The organism is uncultured Selenomonas sp. (assembly GCA_905372355.1).
Lineage (GTDB): Bacteria > Bacillota > Negativicutes > Selenomonadales > Selenomonadaceae > Selenomonas.
This window is the reverse complement of sequence record CAJPOT010000004.1, coordinates 101096-124637: the sequence shown is the minus strand read 5'-3', so window position 1 is coordinate 124637 and position 23542 is coordinate 101096. Positions and strand designations below refer to the sequence as shown.

General features: G+C 59.6%; 26 protein-coding genes and 3 tRNA genes. 24 read left to right on the top strand and 5 right to left on the bottom strand.

The features are described 5' to 3' along the window. Nucleotides 1–3: 3 nt before the first annotated feature. From cydB to QZ177_RS03710, 3 genes are all read right to left on the bottom strand, one after another. The gene (gene cydB, locus QZ177_RS03720; RefSeq protein WP_294175565.1) at nucleotides 4–1020 is read right to left on the bottom strand and encodes a cytochrome d ubiquinol oxidase subunit II; all 1017 of its coding nucleotides are present in this window, start codon (nucleotides 1018–1020) and stop codon (nucleotides 4–6) included. Further along, nucleotides 1020–2384, bottom strand: coding sequence for a cytochrome ubiquinol oxidase subunit I (locus tag QZ177_RS03715; protein ID WP_294175564.1), 1365 nt, complete (start codon nucleotides 2382–2384; stop codon nucleotides 1020–1022). Before QZ177_RS03715 ends, cydB begins: the two co-directional genes overlap by 1 nt. A gap of 229 nt (nucleotides 2385–2613) precedes the next feature. Continuing rightward, complete coding sequence (locus QZ177_RS03710) at nucleotides 2614–4587, bottom strand: HAD-IC family P-type ATPase (RefSeq protein ID WP_294175563.1); 1974 nt, start codon at nucleotides 4585–4587, stop codon at nucleotides 2614–2616. Between the two features lie 169 nt (nucleotides 4588–4756). Between QZ177_RS03710 and ispE the strand changes: the two genes are divergently transcribed. From ispE to sdhB, 15 genes are all read left to right on the top strand, one after another. Next, a complete protein-coding gene (ispE, locus tag QZ177_RS03705; RefSeq protein ID WP_294175562.1) occupies nucleotides 4757–5620 on the top strand; it encodes a 4-(cytidine 5'-diphospho)-2-C-methyl-D-erythritol kinase in 864 nt (287 codons plus the stop codon). 29 nt (nucleotides 5621–5649) lie between these two features. Then, nucleotides 5650–6345, top strand: coding sequence for a GntR family transcriptional regulator (locus QZ177_RS03700; RefSeq protein WP_265070108.1), 696 nt, complete (start codon nucleotides 5650–5652; stop codon nucleotides 6343–6345). Nucleotides 6346–6449: 104 nt separating this feature from the next. After that, nucleotides 6450–7838 (top strand): bifunctional UDP-N-acetylglucosamine diphosphorylase/glucosamine-1-phosphate N-acetyltransferase GlmU, encoded by a 1389-nt coding sequence (gene glmU, locus QZ177_RS03695; RefSeq protein ID WP_009645600.1) that lies wholly within the window; start codon nucleotides 6450–6452, stop codon nucleotides 7836–7838. Continuing rightward, on the top strand, nucleotides 7835–8776 hold the full coding sequence (locus QZ177_RS03690) for a ribose-phosphate pyrophosphokinase (protein ID WP_009645597.1): 942 nt from the start codon (nucleotides 7835–7837) through the stop codon (nucleotides 8774–8776). Before glmU ends, QZ177_RS03690 begins: the two co-directional genes overlap by 4 nt. Nucleotides 8777–8787: 11 nt before the next feature. After that, nucleotides 8788–9225 carry a thioesterase family protein gene (locus QZ177_RS03685; RefSeq protein WP_009645602.1) on the top strand — a complete coding sequence of 146 codons (438 nt, stop codon included), beginning with the start codon at nucleotides 8788–8790 and terminating at the stop codon, nucleotides 9223–9225. Nucleotides 9226–9259: 34 nt separating this feature from the next. Then, nucleotides 9260–9802: a hypothetical protein gene (locus tag QZ177_RS03680; protein WP_294175561.1), complete on the top strand. Its 543-nt coding sequence runs from the start codon at nucleotides 9260–9262 to the stop codon at nucleotides 9800–9802. A 12-nt stretch (nucleotides 9803–9814) separates the two neighbouring features. Beyond that, a complete protein-coding gene (locus QZ177_RS03675; RefSeq protein ID WP_294175560.1) occupies nucleotides 9815–10471 on the top strand; it encodes a coenzyme F420-0:L-glutamate ligase in 657 nt (218 codons plus the stop codon). Between the two features lie 57 nt (nucleotides 10472–10528). Then, nucleotides 10529–11275, top strand: coding sequence for a ribonuclease PH (gene rph, locus QZ177_RS03670; protein ID WP_294175559.1), 747 nt, complete (start codon nucleotides 10529–10531; stop codon nucleotides 11273–11275). After that, entirely contained in the window at nucleotides 11272–11862 is a 591-nt protein-coding gene (gene rdgB, locus QZ177_RS03665; RefSeq protein ID WP_265070102.1) for an RdgB/HAM1 family non-canonical purine NTP pyrophosphatase, read from the top strand. Before rph ends, rdgB begins: the two co-directional genes overlap by 4 nt. After that, nucleotides 11859–12344, top strand: coding sequence for a metallophosphoesterase (locus tag QZ177_RS03660; RefSeq protein WP_294175558.1), 486 nt, complete (start codon nucleotides 11859–11861; stop codon nucleotides 12342–12344). Before rdgB ends, QZ177_RS03660 begins: the two co-directional genes overlap by 4 nt. A gap of 215 nt (nucleotides 12345–12559) precedes the next feature. Beyond that, a complete protein-coding gene (locus QZ177_RS03655; protein ID WP_009645595.1) occupies nucleotides 12560–13402 on the top strand; it encodes a fumarate hydratase in 843 nt (280 codons plus the stop codon). A gap of 26 nt (nucleotides 13403–13428) precedes the next feature. Beyond that, the gene (locus QZ177_RS03650) at nucleotides 13429–13986 is read left to right on the top strand and encodes a Fe-S-containing hydro-lyase (protein WP_009645610.1); all 558 of its coding nucleotides are present in this window, start codon (nucleotides 13429–13431) and stop codon (nucleotides 13984–13986) included. Nucleotides 13987–14091: 105 nt separating this feature from the next. After that, a complete protein-coding gene (locus tag QZ177_RS03645; protein ID WP_294175557.1) occupies nucleotides 14092–14724 on the top strand; it encodes a succinate dehydrogenase in 633 nt (210 codons plus the stop codon). Between the two features lie 38 nt (nucleotides 14725–14762). Beyond that, a complete protein-coding gene (sdhA, locus tag QZ177_RS03640; RefSeq protein WP_294175556.1) occupies nucleotides 14763–16565 on the top strand; it encodes a succinate dehydrogenase flavoprotein subunit in 1803 nt (600 codons plus the stop codon). A 16-nt stretch (nucleotides 16566–16581) separates the two neighbouring features. Next, nucleotides 16582–17334, top strand: coding sequence for a succinate dehydrogenase iron-sulfur subunit (sdhB, locus tag QZ177_RS03635; RefSeq protein ID WP_009645588.1), 753 nt, complete (start codon nucleotides 16582–16584; stop codon nucleotides 17332–17334). A gap of 122 nt (nucleotides 17335–17456) precedes the next feature. Here sdhB and QZ177_RS03630 read toward each other — a convergent pair whose 3' ends face one another. Both QZ177_RS03630 and QZ177_RS03625 read right to left on the bottom strand, forming a co-directional pair. Next, nucleotides 17457–17798 (bottom strand): type II toxin-antitoxin system HicB family antitoxin, encoded by a 342-nt coding sequence (locus QZ177_RS03630; protein WP_294175555.1) that lies wholly within the window; start codon nucleotides 17796–17798, stop codon nucleotides 17457–17459. Nucleotides 17799–17810: 12 nt separating this feature from the next. Further along, entirely contained in the window at nucleotides 17811–18068 is a 258-nt protein-coding gene (locus QZ177_RS03625) for a type II toxin-antitoxin system HicA family toxin (protein ID WP_294175554.1), read from the bottom strand. A 237-nt stretch (nucleotides 18069–18305) separates the two neighbouring features. Between QZ177_RS03625 and QZ177_RS03620 the strand changes: the two genes are divergently transcribed. From QZ177_RS03620 to coaBC, 9 genes are all read left to right on the top strand, one after another. Beyond that, a tRNA-Asp gene (locus tag QZ177_RS03620) sits at nucleotides 18306–18382 on the top strand. Between the two features lie 6 nt (nucleotides 18383–18388). Beyond that, nucleotides 18389–18463: transfer RNA gene (locus QZ177_RS03615), tRNA-Gly, on the top strand. Nucleotides 18464–18466: 3 nt separating this feature from the next. After that, nucleotides 18467–18541, top strand: a tRNA-Cys gene (locus QZ177_RS03610). Between the two features lie 76 nt (nucleotides 18542–18617). Then, entirely contained in the window at nucleotides 18618–20237 is a 1620-nt protein-coding gene (locus QZ177_RS03605) for a peptide chain release factor 3 (protein WP_265070096.1), read from the top strand. Nucleotides 20238–20349: 112 nt separating this feature from the next. Beyond that, nucleotides 20350–21228, top strand: coding sequence for a YicC/YloC family endoribonuclease (locus tag QZ177_RS03600; protein ID WP_294175553.1), 879 nt, complete (start codon nucleotides 20350–20352; stop codon nucleotides 21226–21228). A gap of 9 nt (nucleotides 21229–21237) precedes the next feature. After that, on the top strand, nucleotides 21238–21516 hold the full coding sequence (gene remA / locus QZ177_RS03595) for an extracellular matrix/biofilm regulator RemA (RefSeq protein ID WP_294175552.1): 279 nt from the start codon (nucleotides 21238–21240) through the stop codon (nucleotides 21514–21516). Further along, complete coding sequence (gmk, locus tag QZ177_RS03590) at nucleotides 21513–22130, top strand: guanylate kinase (RefSeq protein WP_294175551.1); 618 nt, start codon at nucleotides 21513–21515, stop codon at nucleotides 22128–22130. Before remA ends, gmk begins: the two co-directional genes overlap by 4 nt. Beyond that, a complete protein-coding gene (rpoZ, locus tag QZ177_RS03585; RefSeq protein ID WP_006191407.1) occupies nucleotides 22127–22339 on the top strand; it encodes a DNA-directed RNA polymerase subunit omega in 213 nt (70 codons plus the stop codon). The genes gmk and rpoZ overlap by 4 nt, the downstream gene beginning before the upstream one ends. After that, the gene (gene coaBC / locus QZ177_RS03580) at nucleotides 22339–23541 is read left to right on the top strand and encodes a bifunctional phosphopantothenoylcysteine decarboxylase/phosphopantothenate--cysteine ligase CoaBC (protein WP_294175550.1); all 1203 of its coding nucleotides are present in this window, start codon (nucleotides 22339–22341) and stop codon (nucleotides 23539–23541) included. The genes rpoZ and coaBC overlap by 1 nt, the downstream gene beginning before the upstream one ends. The last annotated feature ends 1 nt before the right edge of the window (nucleotide 23542 follow it).

The window sequence follows — 23542 nt, the reverse complement described above, 5'->3', positions numbered from 1 at the left end:
TGCTCAATAGCCGTGGTGGTTGGCGTCGGCAGCCGTCACGCGCTTGCGGAAGATGTAGTACGTCCAGATCTGATAGCAGAGTATGATCGGGACGAGGCAGCCGGCAGCGATCGTCATGATCGACAGCGTGTAGGGCGTCGAGGATGCATTGTAGATCGTCAGGCTGTACTCGGGCGAAAGGCTCGACACCATGAGGCGCGGGAAGAGCCCGAGGAAGAAGGCGACGACCGTCAGGGCGACGGCGAGGCCGCTGCAGACGAAGCCCTTCGTCGAGGCCTTGTTGATCACATTCGCATAGGAAGCGAGGCAGACGACGGCGGCGAGGACGAGAGCGCCTGCAGCGAAGGGATTCGCGTAGAGGTCGGTATAGACGTAGGTGAGTCCCATGCACAAGACGAAGAAGACGACGGCGAGAGCGCCGGCCTTTTTCGCCACGTCCTGCACGCGCATGATGAGGTGGCGGTCAGCGAGGCGCATCGTCAAAAATGCCGCGCCGTGGAAGGCGAAGACGAAGACGAAGGCGAGGCCGCCGACGATGGAATAGGGCGAGAGCAGACCGAAGAAGCCGCCCGTGTACGTCATGTTCGCGTCGATGGCAAGGCCTGCGATGAGATCGGTCACGGCGACGCCCCAGAGGAAGGCGGGAACGACGCTGCCGAAGACGATGCACTTGTCCCAGCCGCTGCGCCAGACGGCGGAGTCCTTGTGGCCGCGCAGTTCGAACGCGACGCCGCGCAGGATGAGCGCGACGAGCATCAAGAAGAGCGCGAGGTAGAACGTGCTGAACATCGTCGCGTAAAGGTGCGGGAAGGCCGCGAAGCTCGCGCCGCCCGCCGTGATCATCCAGACTTCGTTGCCGTCCCATACGGGCAGGATCGTGCGCAGCGTGATGCGGCGCTCCTCGTCGGTCTTGCCGACGAAGGGCAGCAGCATGCCGACGCCGTAGTCGAAGCCCTCAAGGAAGAAGAAGCCCGTGAAGAGCACGACGATCAGGACAAACCATAAGATGTTCAAATCCATTATGCTGCACTCCTTTCCGGCGAAGGACTGGTCTTGATGAAGCGGATCGCAACGCCGAGGGCGAAGACGATGAGCACGAGATAGATGAGCGTGAAGCCGATGATCGTCAGCCATATATCCGTTGCGGTGAGGTTCGGGGAGACGGCGTCGACCGTCTTCTGCAGGCCGACGACGATCCAAGGCTGACGTCCCGATTCGGTGACGAACCAGCCGACGGAGTTGGCGATGAAGGGAAGCGGCAGACTGTAGAGCAGCACCTTGAGCATGCAGCGCTTGTCTGCGAGCTTGCCGCGCATCGCGAGAAGGAGTGCGGCGCCCGTGATGAGGATCATGAGGCCGCCCGCGCCGACCATGATGCGGAACGCCCAGAAGAGCGCCGTGACGTTCGGCACGTAGTTATCCGAGCCGTACATTTGGACGGCTTCTTCCTGCAGGTCGCGGATGCCCTTGATTTCGCCGGCAGGCTTATTGTAGACCATGAAGGAGAACATCGCGGGAATCGTGATCTCGAAGTCGTTCTGCATCTTGTCCTCGTTGATGATGGCGAAGGCGGCGAACGGTGCGGGATCTTCCGTCTCCCACAGAGCCTCCATGGCGGCGAGCTTCATGGGCTGAGCTTCCTTCAGGTACTGCGCATGCATGTGGCCGGCACCCGCGACGCCAAGAAGGCCGATGAGCGTGAAGGCGAGGATGCCCTTGATGGCCTTCTGGAAGAGGTCGGCGGCAGGGCCTCCCTGCAGGATCTTGTAGGCGGTGATGGCTGCGAGCAGGACGCCCGCCGTCGACATGCCCGCGAAGAACGTATGCGTGATCTCGCCGATGACGTAGTGATTCGAGAGGAGAGCGCCGAAGTCCGTCATGACGGCGCGGCCGCCTTCGATGGCATAGCCCGTCGGATGCTGCATGAAGGAGTTGGCGACGATGATCCAGAGCGCCGAGAGGTTGCCGCCGATGGCGACGAGCCACATCGTCACGCAGTGAAGTTTCGGTGACAATTTATCCCAGCCGAAGATCCAGATGCCGAGGAACGTCGACTCAAGGAAGAAGGCGGAGAGTGCCTCCAAGGCGAGCGGCGCACCGAAGATGTCGCCCATGAAGCGCGCGTACTCCGACCAGTTCATGCCGAAGTGGAACTCCTGTACGATGCCCGTGACGACACCCATGGCGAAGTTGATGAGGAAGACCGTGCTGAAGAATTGCAGCAGCTTGCGGCTTTCCTTCTTCCACTGCGCGTCCTTCGTGCGGACATGACAGGTTTCGAGAAGTGCCAGGAAGAATGTCAGCCCCAGCGTCAGCGGGACGAAGAGAAAATGATACGTCGAGGTGATGGCAAACTGCCATTGTGATAGGACAGCCGTGCTCATAGGATGATACCCCTTCCTTTCAGAAAATAATTATTTTTTATGCGTCCATTATAAAACAAGGGACAGCAAAAAACAAGGCATAAGTGTATCGGTGAATTTGAATCTTTGGATAAGGAAATCACCGTACTTTTTTAAGGGATTTCAGGCAAACTCAGCGTTTCCTTGAAATTGTTGAAGAAAGCCGCCCCCGCGAAGAGGATATGCTCGTATGTTTCGTGCTCCGTGAAGCTCAGTAGTCGAGCGTGTGCGGCGCGAATTTGAAGCCCTTGAGTCCGAGCGGCACGAGCGTCGCTGCGACGATGCCCGCGAGCATGGAGAGGACGGAGAGCAGCGGCAAAAAGCGCAGGTCGCCGAGGAAGAAGAGCGAGGCATGCAGCAGGACGGCCGCCAGGACGGCGGCGAGGAAGGCGAGAGAAAGCGCGAGGCGCACGGTGCGGACGGTCTTCCTTGAAAGCGTGATGAGCTGAGGAATGTGCGAGGGATCTCCTGAGGCGATGAGGATGTCAGGCGCGATCTCGCTCTCGCTCGTCTGCATGGCGAGCACGACGTCAGCCATCGAGGCTGCCTCCGCGTCCTCCTTCTTGGCGGCGAGCAGGGCGACGGAGTGACCGTGCGCCTGAAGCATCTGCACCTCCTTCGCCTTGTCGGCGGGCGCAAGATCGGCGCGGTAGACGGATATGCCGGCATCCTTCGCCGTGCGCTTTGCTGCAGTGCGGCAGTCGCCCGTCATCATGACGGTCTGGACGCCCAGAGATTCCAGCAGGCGGATCGTGCGCGGCATGTCGCTTCGCGCCTCGTCGGAGAACACGAGGAGGCCCTTGGCGATCTTGCCCGTGGCGAGATAGATGACGATCTTGCCGCGCGAGGCGAATTGGTCGCCCTGCGTCAAGAGGGAATTGCTGATCTGGACGCCCTCTTCTTCGAGCCATTCGCGCTTGCCGAGGCGTACGGCTCGGCCGTTGATCAGCGCCTCGACGCCTTTGCCGGGGATGCTGCTCGTCGCCGAGGTGCGCATGAGGCGAGCGCCCCGACTGACAGCGCTGGCGACGAGGACGCGTGCGAGCGGATGGGAGACGCCGTTTTCCGCGCTCGCGGCGAGTCCCAGGATCGCACTGTCGGAAAGCCCCTCGCCGACGATGGTCGCGAGGAACGGCCTGCCTTCGGTGATGCCGCCGCTCTTCGAGAGCGCGATGGCGCTGATGTGCTTGAGAGTGCCGAAAACGCCGGCGTTCTTCACGAAGATCTTCTGTGCGCGGCACTTTTTCAGCGCTTCGGGCAGGGCGAACGAGGAGGCAAAGAAGAGTGCGGCAGGGCAAGCGAAGAAGAGCACGGAGAAAAAGAAGATCGCCGTCTGCAGAAGATCGAGTCCCATGGTCTGCCAGAGGGCAGCATCGGCGATGGCGAGCAGCAGGCCGAAGGCGAGAAAGCGCAGGGCGGCATTGTCCGTGACGGCGAGCAGCGGTGTGTGCTCGGGCGTCTTCGCCGCTTCCTCCTGCCTGGGCGCGTCGCTTGCGGCAGGCTCATCTTCCTCTTCCTCTGCGGGCAGCACCTCGCCTCGCGCACGCCTCGCTTCGAGTTCGGCGAGGCGGCGCTCCTCGGCGCGCAGCGCTTCGAGTTCGCGGTAGCGCGCCTCGGACTCCTTCTTTCGACGTTCCTCCTCCTCGCGCCTCTGGCGCTCGGCTTCATGCTCCGCCATCATCTCCTCTGCGCCCGGCGGCACGATGCCCTCGTCCTCGTCGAGCGAGAGCTTCCGTGCGGCGAGGCGCACTTCGAGGTATTTGCCGCCGAGCGTGAAGGTCAGGAAGAGGCCGAGCGGCGTGAAGAGAAGCTGGTGAAAGAGCGCTTCTCCCGTCAGCATCATCTGCACCATGAGGAGGAGGCTCGCGATGACGGCGGAGATGGCGCTGACGGCGATGAGTGAATCGGCGCACGGCGATTTGAAGAGCAGGCGGACGCCGCGCACGAGGATGGATTTGCACGCGAGCAGCATGGCGAGCGCGAGGGAGAGCTCGATTCCTGCAAAGAGGAGCGGCGCTCCTTCGGGCGAGATTGGTCCCAGGTCTATGCCGAGCGTGGAGGCTGCGAGCAGCCCCGGCGAAAAGGCGAATGCCAGAAGCGTCAGGGGCAGGACGATGAGGAGGGAGGAGCGCACGTCCTTTTTGATGCGTTCCGTCTCCTCTGGTGCTGCAGACTTTTCATCCATAATAAAGTTCCCTCTTTTCCAAGGCATAATAAATATAGAATAGAATCTATTTTGTTTGATTCGCCCTTTTGCCGGTTAATTCCTACCAAAATTTTTTCTAAGACTTGCTGTAAAGAGAAAAAATTGATAGAATTTATGATGGTATATAGGGAAGGATGGTGCATTTCTTTTGCTGAAGTTTTTGGCGCGGGCGAAGATCAATCTGACGCTTGACATTCTGGGGAAACGTCCCGACGGCTATCACGAGGTGGCGATGGTCATGCAGTCTGTCGCGCTCGCGGATGAGGTCGAGCTGGAAAAGACGGCGCAGGGCATTTCTTTGGAGGTCGAAAGCGCGGCGCTCGCTGCGGACGAGAGCAATCTCGCGTGGCGTGCGGCGGCGCTCTTTTTGCGCCGTTTTCCGTCGGAGGGCGGCATAGCGATCCGCTTGAAAAAGACGATTCCGATGGCGGCGGGGCTTGCGGGCGGTTCTGCGGACGCTGCTGCCGTGCTCCTCGGGATGAACGATCTTTTTAAGAAGGGGCTGAATGAGGCGGCGCTTGCGAAGCTTGCAGCCGAGATCGGCTCTGATGTGCCCTTTTGCCTTGCGGGCGGCACGCAGTTGGCGACGGGGCGCGGCGAGATTCTGCGCCGCCTTGCCGATCTGCCGCCCTTTCCCGTCGTGCTGGCGAAGCCGCCCGTCGACGTCTCGACCGCTTGGGCGTATGGGCGCTACGATGCGCAGAAGGCGGTGCGCCACCCGGACACGGAGAAGATGCTCGCCGCCATCGGTGCGGGCGATCGCTTGCGCATTTGCCGGGAGTTGTGCAATGTGCTCGAAAGTGTTACCATAGAGGAGCATGAGGAGATCCGTCGTCTGAAGGAAAGGATGCTGGAGCAGGGCGCACTCGCTGCCATGATGTCCGGCTCAGGGCCGACGGTCTTCGCACTGATGGAAAGCGAGGGGGCGGCGCAGAATCTGACGAAGAGACTGCGCGAAGAGACGGATGCCGCCGTCTTTTGCACAAAGACGCAGGGGGCGCAGATGTTCTGAAGCGCCGTACCTGTGCAGGGGGAAAAACGATGGGACAGGAAACAAAGCTCGCACCGATCCGCCTCGACAGCTACCAGCCTCTGCGCGAGGTGGTTGCTGAGGCTCTGCGCGATGCGATCAAGAGCGGCACGCTTGCGCCAGGACAGAGGCTCATGGAGATCCAGCTCGCCGAAGAACTTGGCGTCAGCCGCACGCCCGTGCGCGAGGCGATCCGAAAGCTGGAGCTGGAAGGCTACGTCGTCATGATGCCGCGGCGCGGCACCTACGTCGCGAACCTTTCCATCCGCGACGTCAACGATGTCTTCGAGATTCGCACGGCGCTCGATTCGCTCGCCTGCGCCCTCGCGGCGGAGCGCATCACGGAGAATGAGCTGGAAAGCCTGCAGCGTCTCCTCGTCGCCATCGGTGGACAGATCGAGGCGGGCGACATGGAAAAGATCGTGGAAACGGACATGCGCTTTCACGACCTCCTCTATCAGGCGAGCCGCAACACGCGTCTCGTCGGCATCATCTCGAACCTGCGCGAGCAGCTCACGCGCTTTCGTTCCGCCTCGATGTCGTTTCCGGGTCGTCTCAAGGAGACGCTTGAGGAGCATAGAGAGATCGTCGACGCCATCGCCCAGGGCGACGTGCAGGGCGCGAAGCAGGCGGCGGAAGCCCATATGGAAAAGGCGGAGCGTACGCTTCTTCTGAGCATGGAGGCAGCGAAGAATGCCGGCATCTAAAAAGATGGCAGGAAAGGATGTGTTCAGAACTCTGCAGGGATCGGCTGCAAAGTTCCCTGAGAACGATGCTGAGGAAATGTCTTTGAGCAATGGAGGCTGAACGAATGGCAGATCTGACAACAGTCATATTGGCGGCGGGCAAGGGGACGCGCATGAAGTCGTCTTTGCCGAAGGTGCTGCACAAGGCGGGCGGCAAGGCGATGCTCGCCCATGTGCTCGCGGCCGCGAAGGAGGCGGGCGCCGTGCGCAATATCGTCGTCGTGGGATTCGGCGGCGAGACGGTGGAAAAGGCGCTTGCGGGTGAGGCGGATTTCGTCACGCAGGAAGAGCAGCTCGGCACGGGGCATGCCGTCCTGCAGGCGGAACCGCTGCTGCACGAGGAAAAGGGCACGGTTCTCGTGCTCTGCGGCGACACGCCGCTCCTGACGGGGAAGCTCCTCAAGAAGCTCGCGAAAGAACACGCGGCATCGGGCGCGAAGGCGACCGTTCTGACCGCGGTCATGCCCGATGCAACGGGATATGGCCGCATCATCCGCGCCGCAGACGGCACGGTGGAAAGAATCGTTGAGCACAAGGACGCGACGGAGGAGGAGCGCAATGTGCGCGAGGTCAATTCGGGCATCTATTGCTTTGAAGCGCCCGACCTTTTCGCCGCCCTGCACGAGGTCAAAAATGACAATGCACAGGGCGAGTACTATCTGCCCGACGTGCTCGAAATCCTCCGAAAGAAGGGCGAGAAGATTTTCGCCGCCACGGCCGACGACTACGAGGAAACGCTCGGCGTCAACTCGCGCGCCCAGCTCGCCGCCTCGGAGAAGATCCTGCGCCGCCGCAAGAATGAGGCGCTGATGGCAGAGGGCGTGACACTCATGGATCCCGATACGACCTACGTCGACGTCGATGTCATCGTCGGCCGCGACACCGTTCTCTATCCGGGCACGTGGCTTGAGGGTGCGACGGTCATCGGCGAGGGCTGCGAGATCGGCCCGAATTCGCGCTTTCAGGACGTGAAGGTTGGCGCGCATGTCACGGCGCATTTCTGCTATGCGCATGAATGCGAAATCGCCGACGGTGCGACGCTCGGCCCGTACGTTCATCTTCGCCCCGCGACGAAAATCGCCGCGCACGTCAAGATCGGCAATTTCGTCGAGGTCAAGAACTCCGTCGTCGGCGAGGGGACGAAGCTGCCGCATCTCTCGTATATCGGCGATTCCGACATCGGTGCGGGCGTCAACATGGGTTGCGGCACGATCACGGTCAATTACGACGGCAGGCAGAAGTTCCGCACGAAGGTCGGCGACGGCGCTTTCGTCGGCTGCAACTCGAACCTCGTCGCACCCGTCAGCGTCGGCGACGGCGCCTACATCGGCGCAGGGTCGACGATCACGAAGGACATCCCCGCAGGCGATCTCGCCATCGCGCGCGCCCACCAGAAGAATATCACGGGCTGGGCGGACAAGCGCAAAGAAGAAATGGAGGCTACTGGAAAATGACGAACCTTGACAACCTATGCATCATGACGGGCAACGCCAACCCCGAGCTCGCGAAGAAGATCGCATCGCATATCGGCGTGCCGCTGTGTGATGCATACGTCGGTCATTTCAACAACGGCGAGACGCAGGTGATGATCAGCGAGAGCATTCGCGGCAAGGACATCTTTATCATTCAACCGACCTCGCAGCCGGTCAACGACAATCTCATGGAGCTTCTCATCATGACGGACGCCTGCAAGAGGGCGTCGGCGCACAGCATCACGGCCGTCGTGCCGTACTACGCCTACGCGCGTCAGGATCGCAAGACGCGCGGGCGCGAGCCGATCTCGGCGAAGCTCGTCGCGAACCTCATGGAGACGGCGGGCGTCTCGCGCGTCGTGACGGTCGATCTGCATGCAGGTCAGATCCAGGGGTTCTTCGACATTCCCGTCGATCATCTCGGAGCGGCTCCCGTCCTCGCCGCGTATCTGAAGGAGCACAATCTCGAAAATGCCGTCGTCGTCTCACCCGATCTCGGCGGCGTCACGCGCACGCGAAATCTTGCCGACCGCCTGCACGCACCGATCGCCATCATCGAGAAGCGCCGCCCGCAGCCGGGCGTGGCGGAGGTCATGAACCTCATCGGCGACGTCGAGGGCAAGACGGCAATCCTCATCGACGACATCGTCGACACGGCAGGCTCTCTTTGCGAGGGGGCGAAGGCACTTGCAAAGCTTGGTGCAAAAGAAGTCTACGCCGCCTGTTCCCATGCGATCCTGACCGATCCTGCCATCGAGCGCATCAACGCGTCGGTGCTCAAGCAGCTGATTGTCACGGACACGATTCCTTTGGGCGACAAGAAGTCAGACAAGATCGTCGTGCTCTCGATGGCGGACGCTATCGGCGACGTGCTCATCAGCATACAGGAGCATCGTTCGGTCAGTCACCTGTTTCGCTGATGGAGAGCGTCATGGAGGTCAAGGCATACCATCGTGTGAATTTCTACGATACGGACGCCATGGGCGTCGTGCATCATGCGAACTACATTCGTTGGTTCGAGATCGGCAGGGTCGAGTTCCTGCGCGCGCTCGGCATCACATTGGGCGATCTGATGGAGGCGGGCTACGTCTTTCCGCTGACCGATGTCAGCGCAAAGTTCGTCGCCTCAGGCAAGTTCGACGATGAACTCGCCATCGTCACGCGCCCGACGGCGCTGACAAAGGTCAAGATGGCATTCGACTACGAGGTGCGGCGCGTGGCGGACGACGCATTGCTCGTCCTCGGTCATACGCAGAACGTCTTCACGAGCCGAGAGACGGGGCGCATCACGAAACTGCCTGCAGAGTTTTATGAAAAGCTTCATGCCGCGCTTTCGGAGGATGCGCCGACGGGCGCAGAAAATCTCTGAACGTTCGCCAGGAAGCTTTGGGAGGTCTTGAAAGTTGTATATTGCAATCGGTGTTGTTCTCGCTGCGATTTTCCTTTGCATCATCGTGGTGAAACTCTTCTTTGCCAAGGAGGGAACGGAAGAGGTCGTCGTGAAGCTTACGGAGCGCACGCCCCTCGAAGTAACGGCGCAGGATGAAAAAAGCGTAACGCTCGTCACGAAGCTGGAGTTCGCCAATGTCGGCAAGCAGGTCGGCACGATCATGGACGCCCTTGTGCGTCCGCTCGTGCCCTACGAACAGTACGACGGGCTTGAAGTGCGCGGCAGAGCCGAGCGAGAGGGCGCACCACGCGAGGATGATTACTTCGAGGCGGTGCTCATCGAAGCGGGTAAAAGCATCTTCGTCAAAGCGTATGTGACGCTTACGGCACGAAAGGGCAGGAGCATCAAGGAGGCGGTCGCGCACATGGCCGATTTCTCGGCGGATCTCATCTACCAGGAGACGGGCAGACGGCCGTGGCGTTATTCGAAGGTGACGATTCCCGTGCGTGCGGCGGAGGTCGCCGCGCTCGTCGGCGTGACTTTGGCGGACGATTGAGGAGGGGCGAACATGAAAGAGAAAGTAGAGATTCTGCCCGTTCCCACGCGCATTCTGACGGACAGGGATGACATCGTCGACTGCGTGGAGAAGTATACGCGCGGCAAGATCGGCAAGGATGACGTGATTTCTGTGGCAGAGAGCGTCGTCGCCATCACGCAGGGACGCATCGTGCGTCCCGAGGATCTGAAGATCTCCTGCCTCGCACAGTTCTGCTGCCGTTTCATCCCGGATGTCGGCAGCCTAGCGAGTCCGCACGGCATGCAGTCCTTGATGAACGTCGAGGGCAAGTGGCGCGTCGCCGCCGCGCTCTTCGCGGGATCTTTGGGAAAGATCGTGGGAAAGAGCGGCCTTTTTTATAAATGGGGCGGCGAGCAGACGGCGCTCATCGACGATGTGACGGGCACGATGCCGCCTTTTGACAAGCACATCGTCTACGGGCCGCGCGATCCGGAGGATGTCGTCGCGCGTCTCAAAGAGAGGCTCGGCTGCTTCGGCGCCGTCATCGCCGATGTCAACGATCTCAAGCGCTCGCGCATCGTCGGCGTGACAGACGGCACGAAGGGCGAGCTCGTCGCGAAGCTCCTCATTGACAACCCGTTCGGCAACGCTTCGCAGAAGACGCCGATCTGCATCATAAAGAACTTCCGGCAATATCAGGAGGGATAAAGAGGGGCAGGGCTTGGCGCCCTGCCCTTTTCCCGTGAGAGGAGAGGAACATGCGCTATGCAGAGAATACGCGGACGTGCCGCTGAGGCGCTGCGTCCCTTGAAGATCACGCGAGGCTTCCAAAAGGGGCCGGCGGGTTCGGTGCTCATCGAGATGGGACGCACGCGCGTCATCTGCGCTGCGTCCGTCGAAGATCGCGTGCCGTACTTTCTGCGCGGCACGGGCACGGGCTGGATCAAGGCAGAGTACGCGCTCTTGCCGAGTGCGACTTCGACGCGCACGCCACGCGAGGCCTGCCAAGGCCGCCAGTCGGGGCGCACGCAGGAGATCCAGCGTCTCATCGGCCGCTCGCTGCGCTCCGTCGTTGATCTTGCAGCGCTCGGCGAGCGCACGATCGCCTTGGACTGCGATGTCATCGAGGCGGACGGCGGCACGCGTACGGCGGCGATCACGGGCGCTTTCGTCGCGCTCGTAGAGGCGTGCGCGAGTTTCTATGAGAAGGGTAAGGCGTTCCCTGTGAAAGATTTCCTCGCGGCGGTCAGCGTCGGTCTCGCGAAGGACGGCGAACCGATCCTCGATCTTTGCTACGAGGAGGACAGCACGGCGCTCGTCGATATGAACGTCGTGATGACGGGCGCCTATGACTTCGTCGAGGTGCAGGGCACGGGCGAGGGGCGGCCCTTCTCACGCAAGGAGATGGAGGCGCTCCTCGCGCTGGCGGAAAAGGGCATCGACGAATTGATAGCAAGAGAAAAGGACGCGCTTGGCGGCGAGCTCGTCTGGAAAGTGGGGCGAATCGGATGAAGAAGATCGTAGTCGCTACGAAGAATGAGGGCAAGGTGAAGGAAATCCTTGCAGCTTTTCAAAAGCTCCCCGTAGAGCTTTTGACCCTCAAGGATTTTGGGGAGCTTCCCGATGCTGTTGAGGACGCTTCGACCTTCGAGGGGAACGCGCGCATCAAGGCGCGTTTTTATGCAGAAAGGACGGGATGCGCGTGCCTTGCTGACGACTCGGGACTGGAGGTCGAAGTCTTGGGCGGTGCACCGGGCGTTCACTCGGCGCGTTACTCGGGGCGGCACGATGATGCGGCGAACAACGAGAAGCTCGTGGCAGAGCTTCAAAAGAGGGGGGCTGTCGAATCTGCTGCCGCTTTTCGCTGCGTGCTCGTCCTGCACGACACGGACGGCACGGAACTCATCTCTGAAGGGACGTGTGTCGGACGCGTGCGCCAAGAGCCGCGCGGTGCGGGCGGCTTCGGCTATGACCCGTATTTCTATCTCGCGAGCGGCAAGTCGCTGGCGGAACTGACGGTTTCTGAAAAGCAGGCGGTCAGCCATCGCGGCGCAGCGCTTCGTCTCATGGCGGCGCAGATGAAGGAGCATCTCACATGAAGATCGGCATTATGAGCGACAGCCACGGCGACCGCCGCGCGATCGATCGCGCTGTGGAACGTGCGGGCAAGGTCGACCTCTGGCTTCATGCGGGAGACTGCGTTCCCGATGCGGCGTACCTCGCGCTCGTCTCGGCGGTGCGCGTGGAAAACGTCGCGGGCAACACGGACTGGCCCGACGGCAAGACGCCCGACGAGATCGTTGTCGAAGCGGCAGGACACCGCATCTTTCTCACGCACGGTCACATCTACGGCGTGCGTTCGACGCTTGAAATGCTGGTGACAGCGGCGAAGGAGGCGCAGGCGGACATTGCCGTCTACGGTCATACGCATGTGGCGCAGGAGGTCACGGGAGATGTTCATGTCCTCAACCCCGGAAGCGTGGCGCGTCCGCGCGATGAGGCGCGTCCTTCCTTCATGCTCGCCGAGCTTGAGACGGGGAAGCCGCCGCAGGTCGAACTCATCCGCTTGGGAAGAGCTTGACGGCAGAGGGCTTGCTGGCAAGTGCACGAAAGGAATATTGGAAGGGAATTCCGGTCACTTTTTCGCCGGTTTTCGGCATGCAAAAAAGCGAACGGGATTCATCTTTTTCTCTGCAGAAACTCAAGAAACACAAGGGTTTCGGTGTTGAATGTGCGATGAAAATATGATATGATGAAGCTATGTGAGTATTACAATTTCTTATGGGAGGGTTTATCTTGCGTACAATCGAAGCGAAACAGATTACGGAAGCCGTTGCCGAGATGTGCAAAGAGGCTGCCTACTATCTGCCGGACGACGTCTACGAGGCTTTGAAGCGCGGACGCGAGGCAGAGGAGTCGCCGGTAGGGCGCGACGTGCTCGACCAGATCATCCGCAATGCGGAGATCGCCAAGGCCGAGGATCGCCCCATCTGTCAGGACACCGGCATGACGATCGTCTTCCTTGAGATCGGTCAGGATCTGCACATCGCAGGCGGCGATCTCGAAGAGGCGGTCAATGCCGGTGTCGCCAAGGGCTATACGGAAGGGTATCTGAGGAAGTCCGTCGTCGCCGAGCCTCTGTTCAACCGCAAGAACACGCAGAACAATACGCCTGCCGTCATCTACACGCGCATCGTGCCGGGCGACAAGCTCAAGATCACGGTCGGACCCAAGGGCTTCGGCAGCGAGAACAAGTCGGGCGTCAAGATGCTCGTTCCTGCGGATGGCGTCGAAGGCGTCAAGAAGGCCGTGCTCGACATCATCCTGCACGCAAGCTGCAATCCCTGTCCTCCCATGGTTGTCGGCGTCGGCATCGGCGGCACGATGGACCGCGCCGCTTACTACTCGAAGAAGGCGCTCGTGCGCTCCATCAACGAGCGCAACCCCATGCCCGAGTACGCGAAGCTCGAAGGCGAGCTTCTTGAGATGATCAACAAGACGGGCATCGGCCCTCAGCTCGGCGGCTCCGTATCGGCTCTCGCCGTCAACATCGAATGGGGCCCGACGCACATCGCGGGACTGCCCGTGGCCGTCACGATCTGCTGTCATGCGATGCGCCACAAGGATCGCGTCCTTTAATTGCTCGGGATGGGAGGATAAGAAAAATGGCTGAAAAGATTCGTATCGAAACACCGTTTACCGTGGAGCAGTCCAAGAAGCTCAAGGCGGGCGACAGCGTGCTCATCACAGGCACGATCATCAGCGCACGCGATGCGGCGCACAAGGTCATGTGCGAAGCTCTGGCACGCGGCGAGAAGCTCCCCGTGGACTGGAAGAATGAAATCGTCTACTACCTCGGACCTACGCCTGCGAAGCCCGGCGATCCTATCGGCTCGTGCGGCCCGACGACTGCCGGCCGCATGGACGCCTACACGCCGACGATGCTTGAACAGGGCATCACGGGCATGATCGGAAAGGGATCGCGTGACCCGAAGGTCATCGAGTCGATGAAGAAGAACGGCGTGACATACTTCGTCGCCGTCGGCGGCGCGGCGGCTCTGATCGCCAAGTCCGTCAAGAAGTACGAAGTGCTCGCCTATCCGGAACTCGGCCCGGAGGCTGTGGCTCGTCTGACCGTTGTCGACTTTCCGGCGATCGTCGGCATCGACTGCGAGGGGAATAACTTCTACGAGATTGGCCAGGCGCCGTATCGTAAGTTATAGAAAGCGCCTGTTTGGCGCTTTCATGGGAGGCGCTGAACTTATCGGCGCTTCCTGTAATCCGCCCCCGCACGATGCGGGGCGCAAAGAATTTATAGGAGGTATAGAATGATTAACACAACTTTTTACGCCCGCCGCCTGCATTCCCTGGTCGGCTTGCTGGCACTCGGAGGATTCCTCATGGAGCACATCCTCACTAATGCTTCGGCTCTGGGCGGTGCTGAAGCCCTGAATGGCAAGCTCGCCATGATGGAGCTGATTCCGAAACCAATCTTCCTCGGACTTGAGGTCGGCGCCGTCGCCATCCCGTTCCTCTTCCATGCGATCTATGGCATCTACATCTGCATGCAGGCGAAGAACAACCCGACGAAGTATGGCTACCTCAACAACTGGAATTTTGCTTTCCAGCGCTGGACGGCATGGTTCCTGCTCGTCTTCCTCGTATGGCACGTCGGTTACTTGCGCTGCTACGTCAAGGGTGTCCTCGGCACGCCGATCACCTATGAACTGATCCAGAGCTACGTCACGGGCAGCCCGATCGTCTTCGTCCTCTACCTCATCGGCATGCTCGCAGCGATCTTCCATTTCACGAACGGCATTACGACCTTCCTCATGACGTGGGGCGTCGTCAAGGGGCCTCGCGCCCAGAAGACGGCGGGGCTTCTCTCCATGTTGCTCTGCGTGGCTCTGAGCCTCGTGACGATTGCCTTCATGGTGAGCTACTTCGTTCCCATGCATTGATCGATTGATTGTGATGTATAGATAAGGAGAGAACCTACATGGCTGAAAAGAAGAAAATCATTATTGTAGGCGGCGGTCTCTCGGGTCTCATGGCGACCATCAAGGTCTGTGAGCTCGGCGGCGAAGTCGACCTGTTTTCCTACTGCCCCGTAAAGCGCTCCCACTCGCTGTGTGCGCAGGGCGGCATCAACGCCTGCATGGACTCGAAGGGCGAGCATGACAGCGTTTACGAACATTTCGATGATACGGTCTACGGCGGCGACTTCCTTGCCGATCAGGTCGCGGTCAAGGGCATGGTCGAGGCGGCGCCGAAGCTCATCAAGATGTTCGACCGCATGGGCGTTCCCTTCACACGCACGCCTGAAGGCAACCTCGACCTCCGCAATTTCGGTGGTCAGAAGAACAAGCGCACCTGTTTTGCCGGCTCGACGACAGGTCAGCAGCTCCTCTATGCACTCGACGAGCAGGTTCGCCGCTGGGAAGTCAAGGGTGGCGTCAAGAAGTATGAGTTCTGGGAATTTATCCGCATCATCAAGAACAAGGACGGCATCTGCCGCGGCATCGTCGCGCAGAACATGAACTCGATGGAGATCAAGTCGTTTCCCGCCGACGTCGTCATCCTCGCGACGGGCGGCCCAGGCCAGGTGTTCGGCCGCTGCACGGCTTCGACGATCTGCAACGGCTCGGCCGTATCCGCTGTCTATCAGCAGGGCGCACACATCGGCAACCCCGAGTTCATCCAGATTCATCCGACGGCGATTCCGGGTTCCGACAAGAACCGCCTGATGAGCGAGGCGTGCCGCGGCGAAGGCGGACGCGTCTGGGTCTATCGCGACGGTAAGCCCTGGTACTTCCTTGAGGACATGTATCCGGCATATGGCAACCTCGTGCCGCGTGACGTCGCGTCGCGTGCTATCTTCAAGGTCTGCGTGCACATGGGTCTGGGCATCAACGGCGAGAACCGCGTCTACCTCGACCTCTCGCATATCGATCCGCATTACCTGGAGCACAAGCTCGGCGGTATCCTCGAAATTTACATGGACTTCGTCGGAAAAGATCCGCGCAAGGTGCCGATGGAGATCTTCCCGTCCGTCCACTATTCGATGGGCGGCATCTGGGTCGACCGTCTGCATCATACGAACATCAAGGGACTTATGGCCTCGGGCGAGTGCGACTACCAGTATCACGGCGCGAACCGCCTCGGTGCGAACTCGCTCCTTTCCGCTGCTTACTCCGGCACGGTCTCCGGCCCTGAAGCCATGCGTATGGCGAAGTCCGGCGAGCTTGGCGACGCCCTCACGCAGGCGGAGCTTGACAAGGCTCGTCAGGAGGTCGTCGACCAGTTTGAAGGCATCCTCAAGATGGACGGCCCCGAGAACGCGCACAAGCTTCATCACGAGCTTGGCGACCTCATGTACAAGTACGTCTCCATCGAGCGCGACAACAACGGCCTCGACCAGTGCCTCGTGGAGCTCAAGGAAATCCTCAAGCGTTGGGACAACATCGGCTTGACGGATCGCGGTCATTGGGCGAACCAGGAAGCCATGTTCGTGCGCCAGCTGCGCAATATGATCCTCTACGCGATGTGCATCACGAAGGCGGCTCGCTGCCGCGACGAGAGCCGCGGCGCTCATGCCAAGATCGCCCTCGACGCGAACGGCAAGCGCATGATGGACGGCGACGAGCTCGTCTTCATGCCGCGTGACGACAAGAACTTCATGCGCATCTCCATCGTCGACTACGACCCGAAGACGGAAGAGCCGATCGTCAGCTACGACGAGTTCGATCATTCGCTCATCAAGCCGCGTGCGCGTAACTACGCGGTAGCGAAGAAAGAGTAAGAGGAGGAGATAGCAAATGGCAGAACAGAAGAAAGTAAGATTCATCATAGAGCGCCAGGATGGCCCTGACGCCAGCCCCTACAAGCAGGAATTCGATGTCGACTATCGTCCCGGCCTCAACGTCGTCGCGGCTCTGATGGAGATCCAGAAGAACCCTGTGACGGTCGACGGCAAGACGGTCGCACCCGTCAACTGGGAGTGCAACTGCCTGGAGAAGGTCTGCGGCGCCTGCATGATGGTCATCAACGGCAAGGCGCGTCAGGCCTGCTGCTCGCTCGTCGACGAGCTTGAGCAGCCGATCACGCTCGCGCCGGCACGCACCTTCCCCGTCATCCGCGACCTCCTCATCGATCGTTCCGTCATGTTCGAGAGCCTGAAGCGCATCCATGGCTGGATCGAGATCGACGGCTCGTGGGACAACCCCGATGCTCCGCTGCAGAATCCTTACACGGCGGAGACGACGTATGAGATTTCGCACTGCATGACGTGCGGCTGCTGCCTTGAGGCGTGCCCGAACGTCGGCCCGCAGTCCGACTTCATCGGACCTGCGCCGACGGTGCAGACGCTGCTCTTCAACCTCCATCCGCTCGGAAAGTTCGACGAGCCGAAGCGCCTCGAAGCCCTCATGGGCAAGGGCGGCATCACGAGCTGCGGCAACAGCCAGAACTGTGAGAAGGCCTGCCCGAAGGAGATCAAGCTCACGAAGCACCTCGCACAGCTCAACCGCGACGTCAACAAGCAGGCGCTGAGGAATATCTTCAACAACTAAAAAAGGAACGACGGCGAATTTTTCACCATCGTCCCAAGATAGAAGGAGCGTACTTCCCGATTTCTGGGGAGTGCGCTCTTGTCTTATGGAAGCATCATGGTTTTTCCCTAGAGAGAAACAGCTCATGCCTGAGGCACCGTCGTTGCCTGCGTCAAGACATCCTTGATAAATTGGTTCAAAGACACATCGTGCCTCGTCGCTTCCAGCGCCAACTTTCGATGAAGGTCGCTCGGGATGCGGATGTTGAAAGTGCCTTTGAATTCCTTATCGGGATTCTTTTGAAGCTTTTTGCAGACATCCAAATAATTGTCAATGCAATGATGGAAAGCATCTTTCAGTTCGGCGACGCTCGCGCCATGAAAGTTTAGAGAGTCGTTGATGCCGAACACTTCGCCTATGAAGAGGGCGTCTTGTGCATCGAACGAAATTTTCGCATGGTAGCCTTTGTATTCCAACAGATTCATGATGAATCCTCCTTAAAATTCCTCGATGTCTTTCAAGAACGCAAGGACTTTCTTGATTTGATACCGATAAAGTTCCTTTCTGGGATGCGGGCCGTCAAACTGCAGGATGCGCTTGCTTGCCGTATGAAAATAACCGATGCCGGAGCCTCTTCCGCCCTGGAATTTTTCACAGCCGCATTTCTTCATCAAGGCGTCAAGCTCACGCACCGTGAAATTCGCGGGTGAGGGTTTCCTGCAGATCTTTTCAAGCAGTATATCTTTTGTAGGCATGGTTTCACCTCAAGGAGATTATAGCAGAATGGGGTGCTGTATGCAACTATGATTCAGTTGCTTTTGCTCGGTCATTTCTGAAAGGCTATGCGGGTTTGCGTCGAGCAATTAGCTAAAACGCGAGCGCAGGCACTCACGGGAAGCGGAAGGTTGAAATATTTCTTTCAGATTCCTTGACAAGCCCCCCATCGCTCTGTATAATACTATTTGTTGCCGACCTTACGGAAGGCGATGGATGGCCCGGTAGTTTAGTTGGTTAGAATGCCGCCCTGTCACGGCGGAGGTCAGGGGTTCAAGTCCCCTTCGGGTCGCCACTTCATGCGGAAGTAGCTCAGTGGTAGAGCACCACCTTGCCAAGGTGGGGGTCGCGAGTTCGAGCCTCGTTTTCCGCTCCATACGGCGACATAGCCAAGCGGTAAGGCAGGGGTCTGCAAAACCCTCATTCCCCAGTTCGATTCTGGGTGTCGCCTCCAAAACGATAGGCAAGACTGCTGCAGAGATTCTGCAGCAGTCTTTTTTTCAAATGACAACGGTGTGGGAGGATGTATTTTGTCGCAGGAAGAATTGAAGAAGGAAATAGAGAAGAGGCGCACGTTCGCCATCATTTCGCACCCGGACGCGGGAAAGACGACGCTGACGGAGAAGCTCCTGCTCTACGGTGGGGCAATCCATCTCGCAGGATCGATCAAGTCGCGCAAGACGCAGCGCCATGCCGTGTCCGATTGGATGGAGATCGAGAAGCAGCGCGGTATTTCCGTCACGTCGAGCGTGCTGCAGTTCGACTACGGCGGTTGCCGCATCAACATCCTTGACACGCCCGGGCATCAGGATTTCAGCGAGGATACGTACCGCACGCTGATGGCGGTCGACAGCGCCGTCATGATTCTCGACGTGGCGAAGGGCGTCGAGGCACAGACGAAGAAACTCTTCAAGGTTTGCCGCGAGCGCCATATTCCAATCTTCACCTTCGTCAACAAGCTCGACCGCTTTGGCAAGGCGCCGCTCGACCTCATGGCGGAGCTGGAAGATGTCTTGGGCATTCGCTCTTATCCGATGAATTGGCCGGTCGGTACGGACGGCAATTACAAAGGCGTCTATGACCGCGCGAAGCGCGAGGTCGAGCTTTTCGCTGCCGATATGAGCCACGGGCAGACGGAACGCGTCTCCGTCTGCGGCTCGATCGACGACGAGGCTTTTATGGCACAGCTGACAGAAGAGGAGCGCCGGACGCTCGCCGACGACATCGAGCTTCTCGATGCGGCGGGCGAGGACTTCGACCGCGAGAAGGTCGATCGCGGCGAATTGACGCCGACGTTCTTCGGTTCTGCCATGACGAATTTCGGCGTCAAGAATTTTCTGGAAGAGTATCTGCGACTCGCGCCCGCGCCTGCGCCTCGCGCTTCGTCCGATGGCATCATCGAGCCGACGGACGAGCGCTTCTCGGCTTTCGTATTCAAGATCCAGGCGAACATGAATCCCGCGCACCGCGATCGCCTCGCCTTCATTCGCATTGTGTCGGGCGCGTTCGAGCGCAACATGAGCGTCTGGCACGAAAAGAGCGGAAAGCTGATCAAGCTCGCGCAGCCGCAGCAGTTTCTTGCGCAGGATCGGCAGATCATCGACGAGGCGTTTCCGGGCGACATCGTGGGGCTTTTCGATCCCGGCATCTTCTCGATCGGCGATACGCTGACGGACGCCTCGCACAAGTTCAAGTACGAAGATTTTCCCGTGTTTCCGCCCGAGAAGTTTGCACGCGTCTCGGCGAAGGACACGATGAAGCGCAAGCAGTTCGTCAAGGGCGTCGAGCAGCTCACGCAGGAGGGCGCGATCCAGCTTTTCATGCAGGAGGGCGCGGGCGCGGACGCCTACATCGTCGGCACGGTCGGCACGCTGCAGTTTGAAGTGCTCGAATACCGTCTGAAGAACGAGTACAATGTCGATATCGTGCTGCAGATGCAGCCCTACGAAGTCGCGCGTTGGATGACATTCGCCGATGGGCGCGAAATCACGCCCGCAACTCTGCGCGGCGCAGACCGCGGCATGTTTGTGCGCGACCGCCGGGGCAATCCCGTGCTGCTCGTGAGCAACGAATGGGCGCTCGGCTGGATCACGGAGAACAATCCCGACCTCCTGCTTCATGCCGTACCCGTCGACCGTACGGAGGCATAAAGCCTTGTCGAAGAGGCGAAAAGTGTGGTAGAATACCTTGATATAACAAAATGAAGGAAACGCTGAGGAGATTGGCGGTTCCCTGAATGAGCAGGAATGGGGGGCTGTTGGCATGAAGAGCATGACGGGGTTCGGCGCGGCGGGCCGGGAGAATGAGGATTACAAGGTTCATGTGGAAGTGAAATCGGTCAATCAGCGGTATCTGGACATATCGTTTTCCATGCCGCGCGCTCTCAATGTCTTTGAGAACGATATGCGCCATGCCATCAAGAAATTCTCGGCGCGCGGCAAGATCGATGTGAACATCGCCTTTCATGACAAGCGTGAAAAGGAAGCGACCATCGTCGTTGACAAGAACTTGGCACGCGCCTATCAGACGGCGCTTTATGAACTTGGCGATTTCCTGCATTTGACACCGCCCGCCGATGTATGTAAAATAGCCTTGTATCCCGACGTCCTGCGCGTGCACGAGGAGAGCCGCGATGTGCTTGACGCCCGCGAGCTCGTCTTTGACGCCTTGGAAAGCGCTTTGGAGCATTTCGCCCAAATGCGAAAGAAGGAGGGCGAGCATACGCGCCTCGACTTCGAGCCGCGCCTCGATTTCCTTGCCGAGGCAATCGAAAAACTCTCGGCCTTCGAACCGGAGATCGTCGAGCGCTACCGCACGCACCTGAGGAACGTCCTCAGCGAAATGCTCAAGGGGCAGGGCATTGATGAGATGCGCATCCTGCAGGAAACGGTGCTCTACGCTGATCGCATCAGCTACAACGAGGAGGTCGTGCGCCTCAAGAGCCACATTGCTCAGTTCCGTGAGACGATCGAGGTGGAGGAAGCGCCCATCGGCAGGAAGCTCGACTTTCTGATTCAGGAGATCAATCGCGAGACGAACACGATTGGTGCGAAGGCGAACTTCACGCAGGCGGCGAAACTTGTCGTCGAGATCAAGAGTGAGGTCGAGAAGCTGCGCGAGCAGGTGCAAAACATCGAGTGAGGGGTCAATATGGACATCAAGCTCATCAATATCGGGTTTGGCAACATCGTTTCGGCGAACCGCGTCGTGGCGATCGTCAGCCCTGAATCGGCGCCAATCAAGCGCATCATTCAGGAGGCGCGCGACGGCGGCAGGCTCATTGACGCCACTTACGGCAGACGGACGCGTGCCGTTGCCATCATGGACAGTGATCATGTGATTCTTTCTGCCGTGCAGCCGGAGACCGTGGCGCATCGCGTTCTTGAGTCAGACACTCCGGAAACGAAAGGAAGAGAGGACGGAAAATGAGAAAAGGACTTTTGGTCGTCGTTTCCGGCCCGTCGGGTGCGGGCAAGGGCACGATCTGTCAGGCGCTCTTGGAAAAGACGCCGCTTGCCTACTCCGTTTCCGCTACGACGCGAAAGCCGCGTGCGGGCGAGGTCGACGGCGAGAGCTACTATTTCCTCTCGGTCGAGGCGTTCGAGAAAATGATCGAAAAGGACGAATTGCTCGAATGGGCAAGGGTCTACGACAATTATTACGGAACGCCATTGAAAAAGGTGGAGGAAAAGCTCGCGGCGGGCGAGGACATCTTGCTTGAGATCGACACGCAGGGCGCGATGAAGGTGCGCGAGAAGTTTCCTGAGGGCGTCTACATCTTCATCTTGCCGCCGTCGCTCGCCGAGCTGGAAAGGCGCATCCGCGGGCGCGATACGGAGACGGAGGACGTCTTGCAGAAGCGCCTCGCTGCGGCGATCGATGAGATTGAAGCGGGAAAGTGCTACAAGTACGTCGTCACGAACGACGAGGTCGATGGCGCGGTCGATGCCGTCTGCGCCATCCTTGCGGCGGAGAGGCGCCTTGTCGCACGCAATGGAGAGCTTTTTGACGAAATAGAAAAGGGAAGGGAAGATCCGATATGAGCATGGCAGATCCTTCGATCAACAAACTCTTGGAGGTAGTCGACAGCCGCTACACGCTCGTCGTCTTGGCGGCGAAGCGTGCGCGTCAGCTTTTGAGCGGCGATGAGCCGAAGGTGGTGGCGAAGTCCTCGAAAGATGTGACGATTGCTCTGGAGGAGATTTCTGAAGGCGACATCCTTTATCGACGCAGCAAAGGCGGCATAAAGTAATGGTTCTTGCGGGCAGGAAGATCCTTTTAGGCGTCACGGGCGGCATCGCCGCCTACAAGGCGGTGGAGATTGCGAGCCGCCTGCGCAAGAAAGGGGCGGAGGTTCACGTCGTCATGACGAAAGAGGCCGCCCATTTTGTCACGCCGCTGACATTTCGCGAGATTACGGGACAGCCCGTGTCGCTCGACATGTGGGAAGAGCCTGCGCATTGGAACGTCGAACATATCGCTCTGGCGCGTCTGGCGGATCTTGTGCTCATCGCGCCCGCTACGGCGAACATCATTGCCAAGGCGGCGGCGGGCATAGCCGACGACATGCTGACGACGACGCTGCTTGCTGTCACATCGCCGATCTTCTTCGCTCCGGCGATGAACAGCGCGATGTATGAAAATCCCGTGACGCAGGAAAATATGGCAAAGCTCCAAGCGCGTGGCTGGCATAAGATCGAGCCGGCAGCGGGATACTTGGCTTGTGGCGTCTCGGGCGTCGGGCGTCTGCCTGAGCCTCAGGACATCGTGCGCGAGCTGGAAGAAGCGGGCGCGCGCGGCAAGACGCTCGCCGGCAAGAAAGTGCTCGTGACGGCGGGCGGCACGCTTGAAGCCATCGATCCCGTGCGTTTCATCGGCAATCGTTCGAGCGGCAAGATGGGCTATGCCATCGCGCAGGAGGCGGCGCGGCGCGGCGCTGACGTCGTGCTTGTCGCGGGCGGCACCGTCGCGCTCGCCGATCCCGACGGTGTGCGCGTCCTGCGTACGGAATCGGCGCTCGCCATGCGCGATGCCGTGCTGCAGGAAGCCGAGGACGCTGCGATCGTCATCAAGGCGGCCGCCGTCGCCGACTATCGCCCGAAGACGCGGCAAGCGCAGAAGATCAAGAAGAACGACGCTGAACTCACGCTTGTCTTGGAGAAGAATCCCGATATTTTGCTGGAACTGGGCGGCCGAAAAAAGGAGAAGCAGATCCTTGTGGGGTTTGCGGCAGAGACGCAGAATCTCCTCGACTATGCGAAGGCGAAGCTCCAAAAGAAGAATCTTGACCTCATCGTGGCGAACGATGTGACGTGCCCCGACGCGGGATTCAATACGGAGACGAATCTCGTGAAGATCGTGGCGCGTGACGGCTCCGTCGAGGAAGTTCCTTTGATGAGCAAGCAGAAGGTGGCAGAGGTTCTCCTCGACCGCATCGAATCCCTACAAAAATAGT

Coding starts and splice junctions, on each gene's coding strand:
- remA (WP_294175552.1), top strand. CDS start 21,238: ATGGACATCAAGCTCATCAATATCGGGTTTGGCAACATCGTTTCGGCG.
- QZ177_RS03715 (WP_294175564.1), bottom strand. CDS start 2,384: ATGAGCACGGCTGTCCTATCACAATGGCAGTTTGCCATCACCTCGACG.
- QZ177_RS03685 (WP_009645602.1), top strand. CDS start 8,788: ATGGAGGTCAAGGCATACCATCGTGTGAATTTCTACGATACGGACGCC.
- coaBC (WP_294175550.1), top strand. CDS start 22,339: ATGGTTCTTGCGGGCAGGAAGATCCTTTTAGGCGTCACGGGCGGCATC.
- glmU (WP_009645600.1), top strand. CDS start 6,450: ATGGCAGATCTGACAACAGTCATATTGGCGGCGGGCAAGGGGACGCGC.
- QZ177_RS03645 (WP_294175557.1), top strand. CDS start 14,092: ATGATTAACACAACTTTTTACGCCCGCCGCCTGCATTCCCTGGTCGGC.
- QZ177_RS03700 (WP_265070108.1), top strand. CDS start 5,650: ATGGGACAGGAAACAAAGCTCGCACCGATCCGCCTCGACAGCTACCAG.
- QZ177_RS03625 (WP_294175554.1), bottom strand. CDS start 18,068: ATGCCTACAAAAGATATACTGCTTGAAAAGATCTGCAGGAAACCCTCA.
- rpoZ (WP_006191407.1), top strand. CDS start 22,127: ATGAGCATGGCAGATCCTTCGATCAACAAACTCTTGGAGGTAGTCGAC.
- QZ177_RS03630 (WP_294175555.1), bottom strand. CDS start 17,798: ATGAATCTGTTGGAATACAAAGGCTACCATGCGAAAATTTCGTTCGAT.
- sdhB (WP_009645588.1), top strand. CDS start 16,582: ATGGCAGAACAGAAGAAAGTAAGATTCATCATAGAGCGCCAGGATGGC.
- cydB (WP_294175565.1), bottom strand. CDS start 1,020: ATGGATTTGAACATCTTATGGTTTGTCCTGATCGTCGTGCTCTTCACG.
- rph (WP_294175559.1), top strand. CDS start 10,529: ATGCAGAGAATACGCGGACGTGCCGCTGAGGCGCTGCGTCCCTTGAAG.
- QZ177_RS03675 (WP_294175560.1), top strand. CDS start 9,815: ATGAAAGAGAAAGTAGAGATTCTGCCCGTTCCCACGCGCATTCTGACG.
- rdgB (WP_265070102.1), top strand. CDS start 11,272: ATGAAGAAGATCGTAGTCGCTACGAAGAATGAGGGCAAGGTGAAGGAA.
- QZ177_RS03660 (WP_294175558.1), top strand. CDS start 11,859: ATGAAGATCGGCATTATGAGCGACAGCCACGGCGACCGCCGCGCGATC.
- QZ177_RS03690 (WP_009645597.1), top strand. CDS start 7,835: ATGACGAACCTTGACAACCTATGCATCATGACGGGCAACGCCAACCCC.
- sdhA (WP_294175556.1), top strand. CDS start 14,763: ATGGCTGAAAAGAAGAAAATCATTATTGTAGGCGGCGGTCTCTCGGGT.
- QZ177_RS03650 (WP_009645610.1), top strand. CDS start 13,429: ATGGCTGAAAAGATTCGTATCGAAACACCGTTTACCGTGGAGCAGTCC.
- QZ177_RS03600 (WP_294175553.1), top strand. CDS start 20,350: ATGAAGAGCATGACGGGGTTCGGCGCGGCGGGCCGGGAGAATGAGGAT.
- QZ177_RS03710 (WP_294175563.1), bottom strand. CDS start 4,587: ATGGATGAAAAGTCTGCAGCACCAGAGGAGACGGAACGCATCAAAAAG.
- gmk (WP_294175551.1), top strand. CDS start 21,513: ATGAGAAAAGGACTTTTGGTCGTCGTTTCCGGCCCGTCGGGTGCGGGC.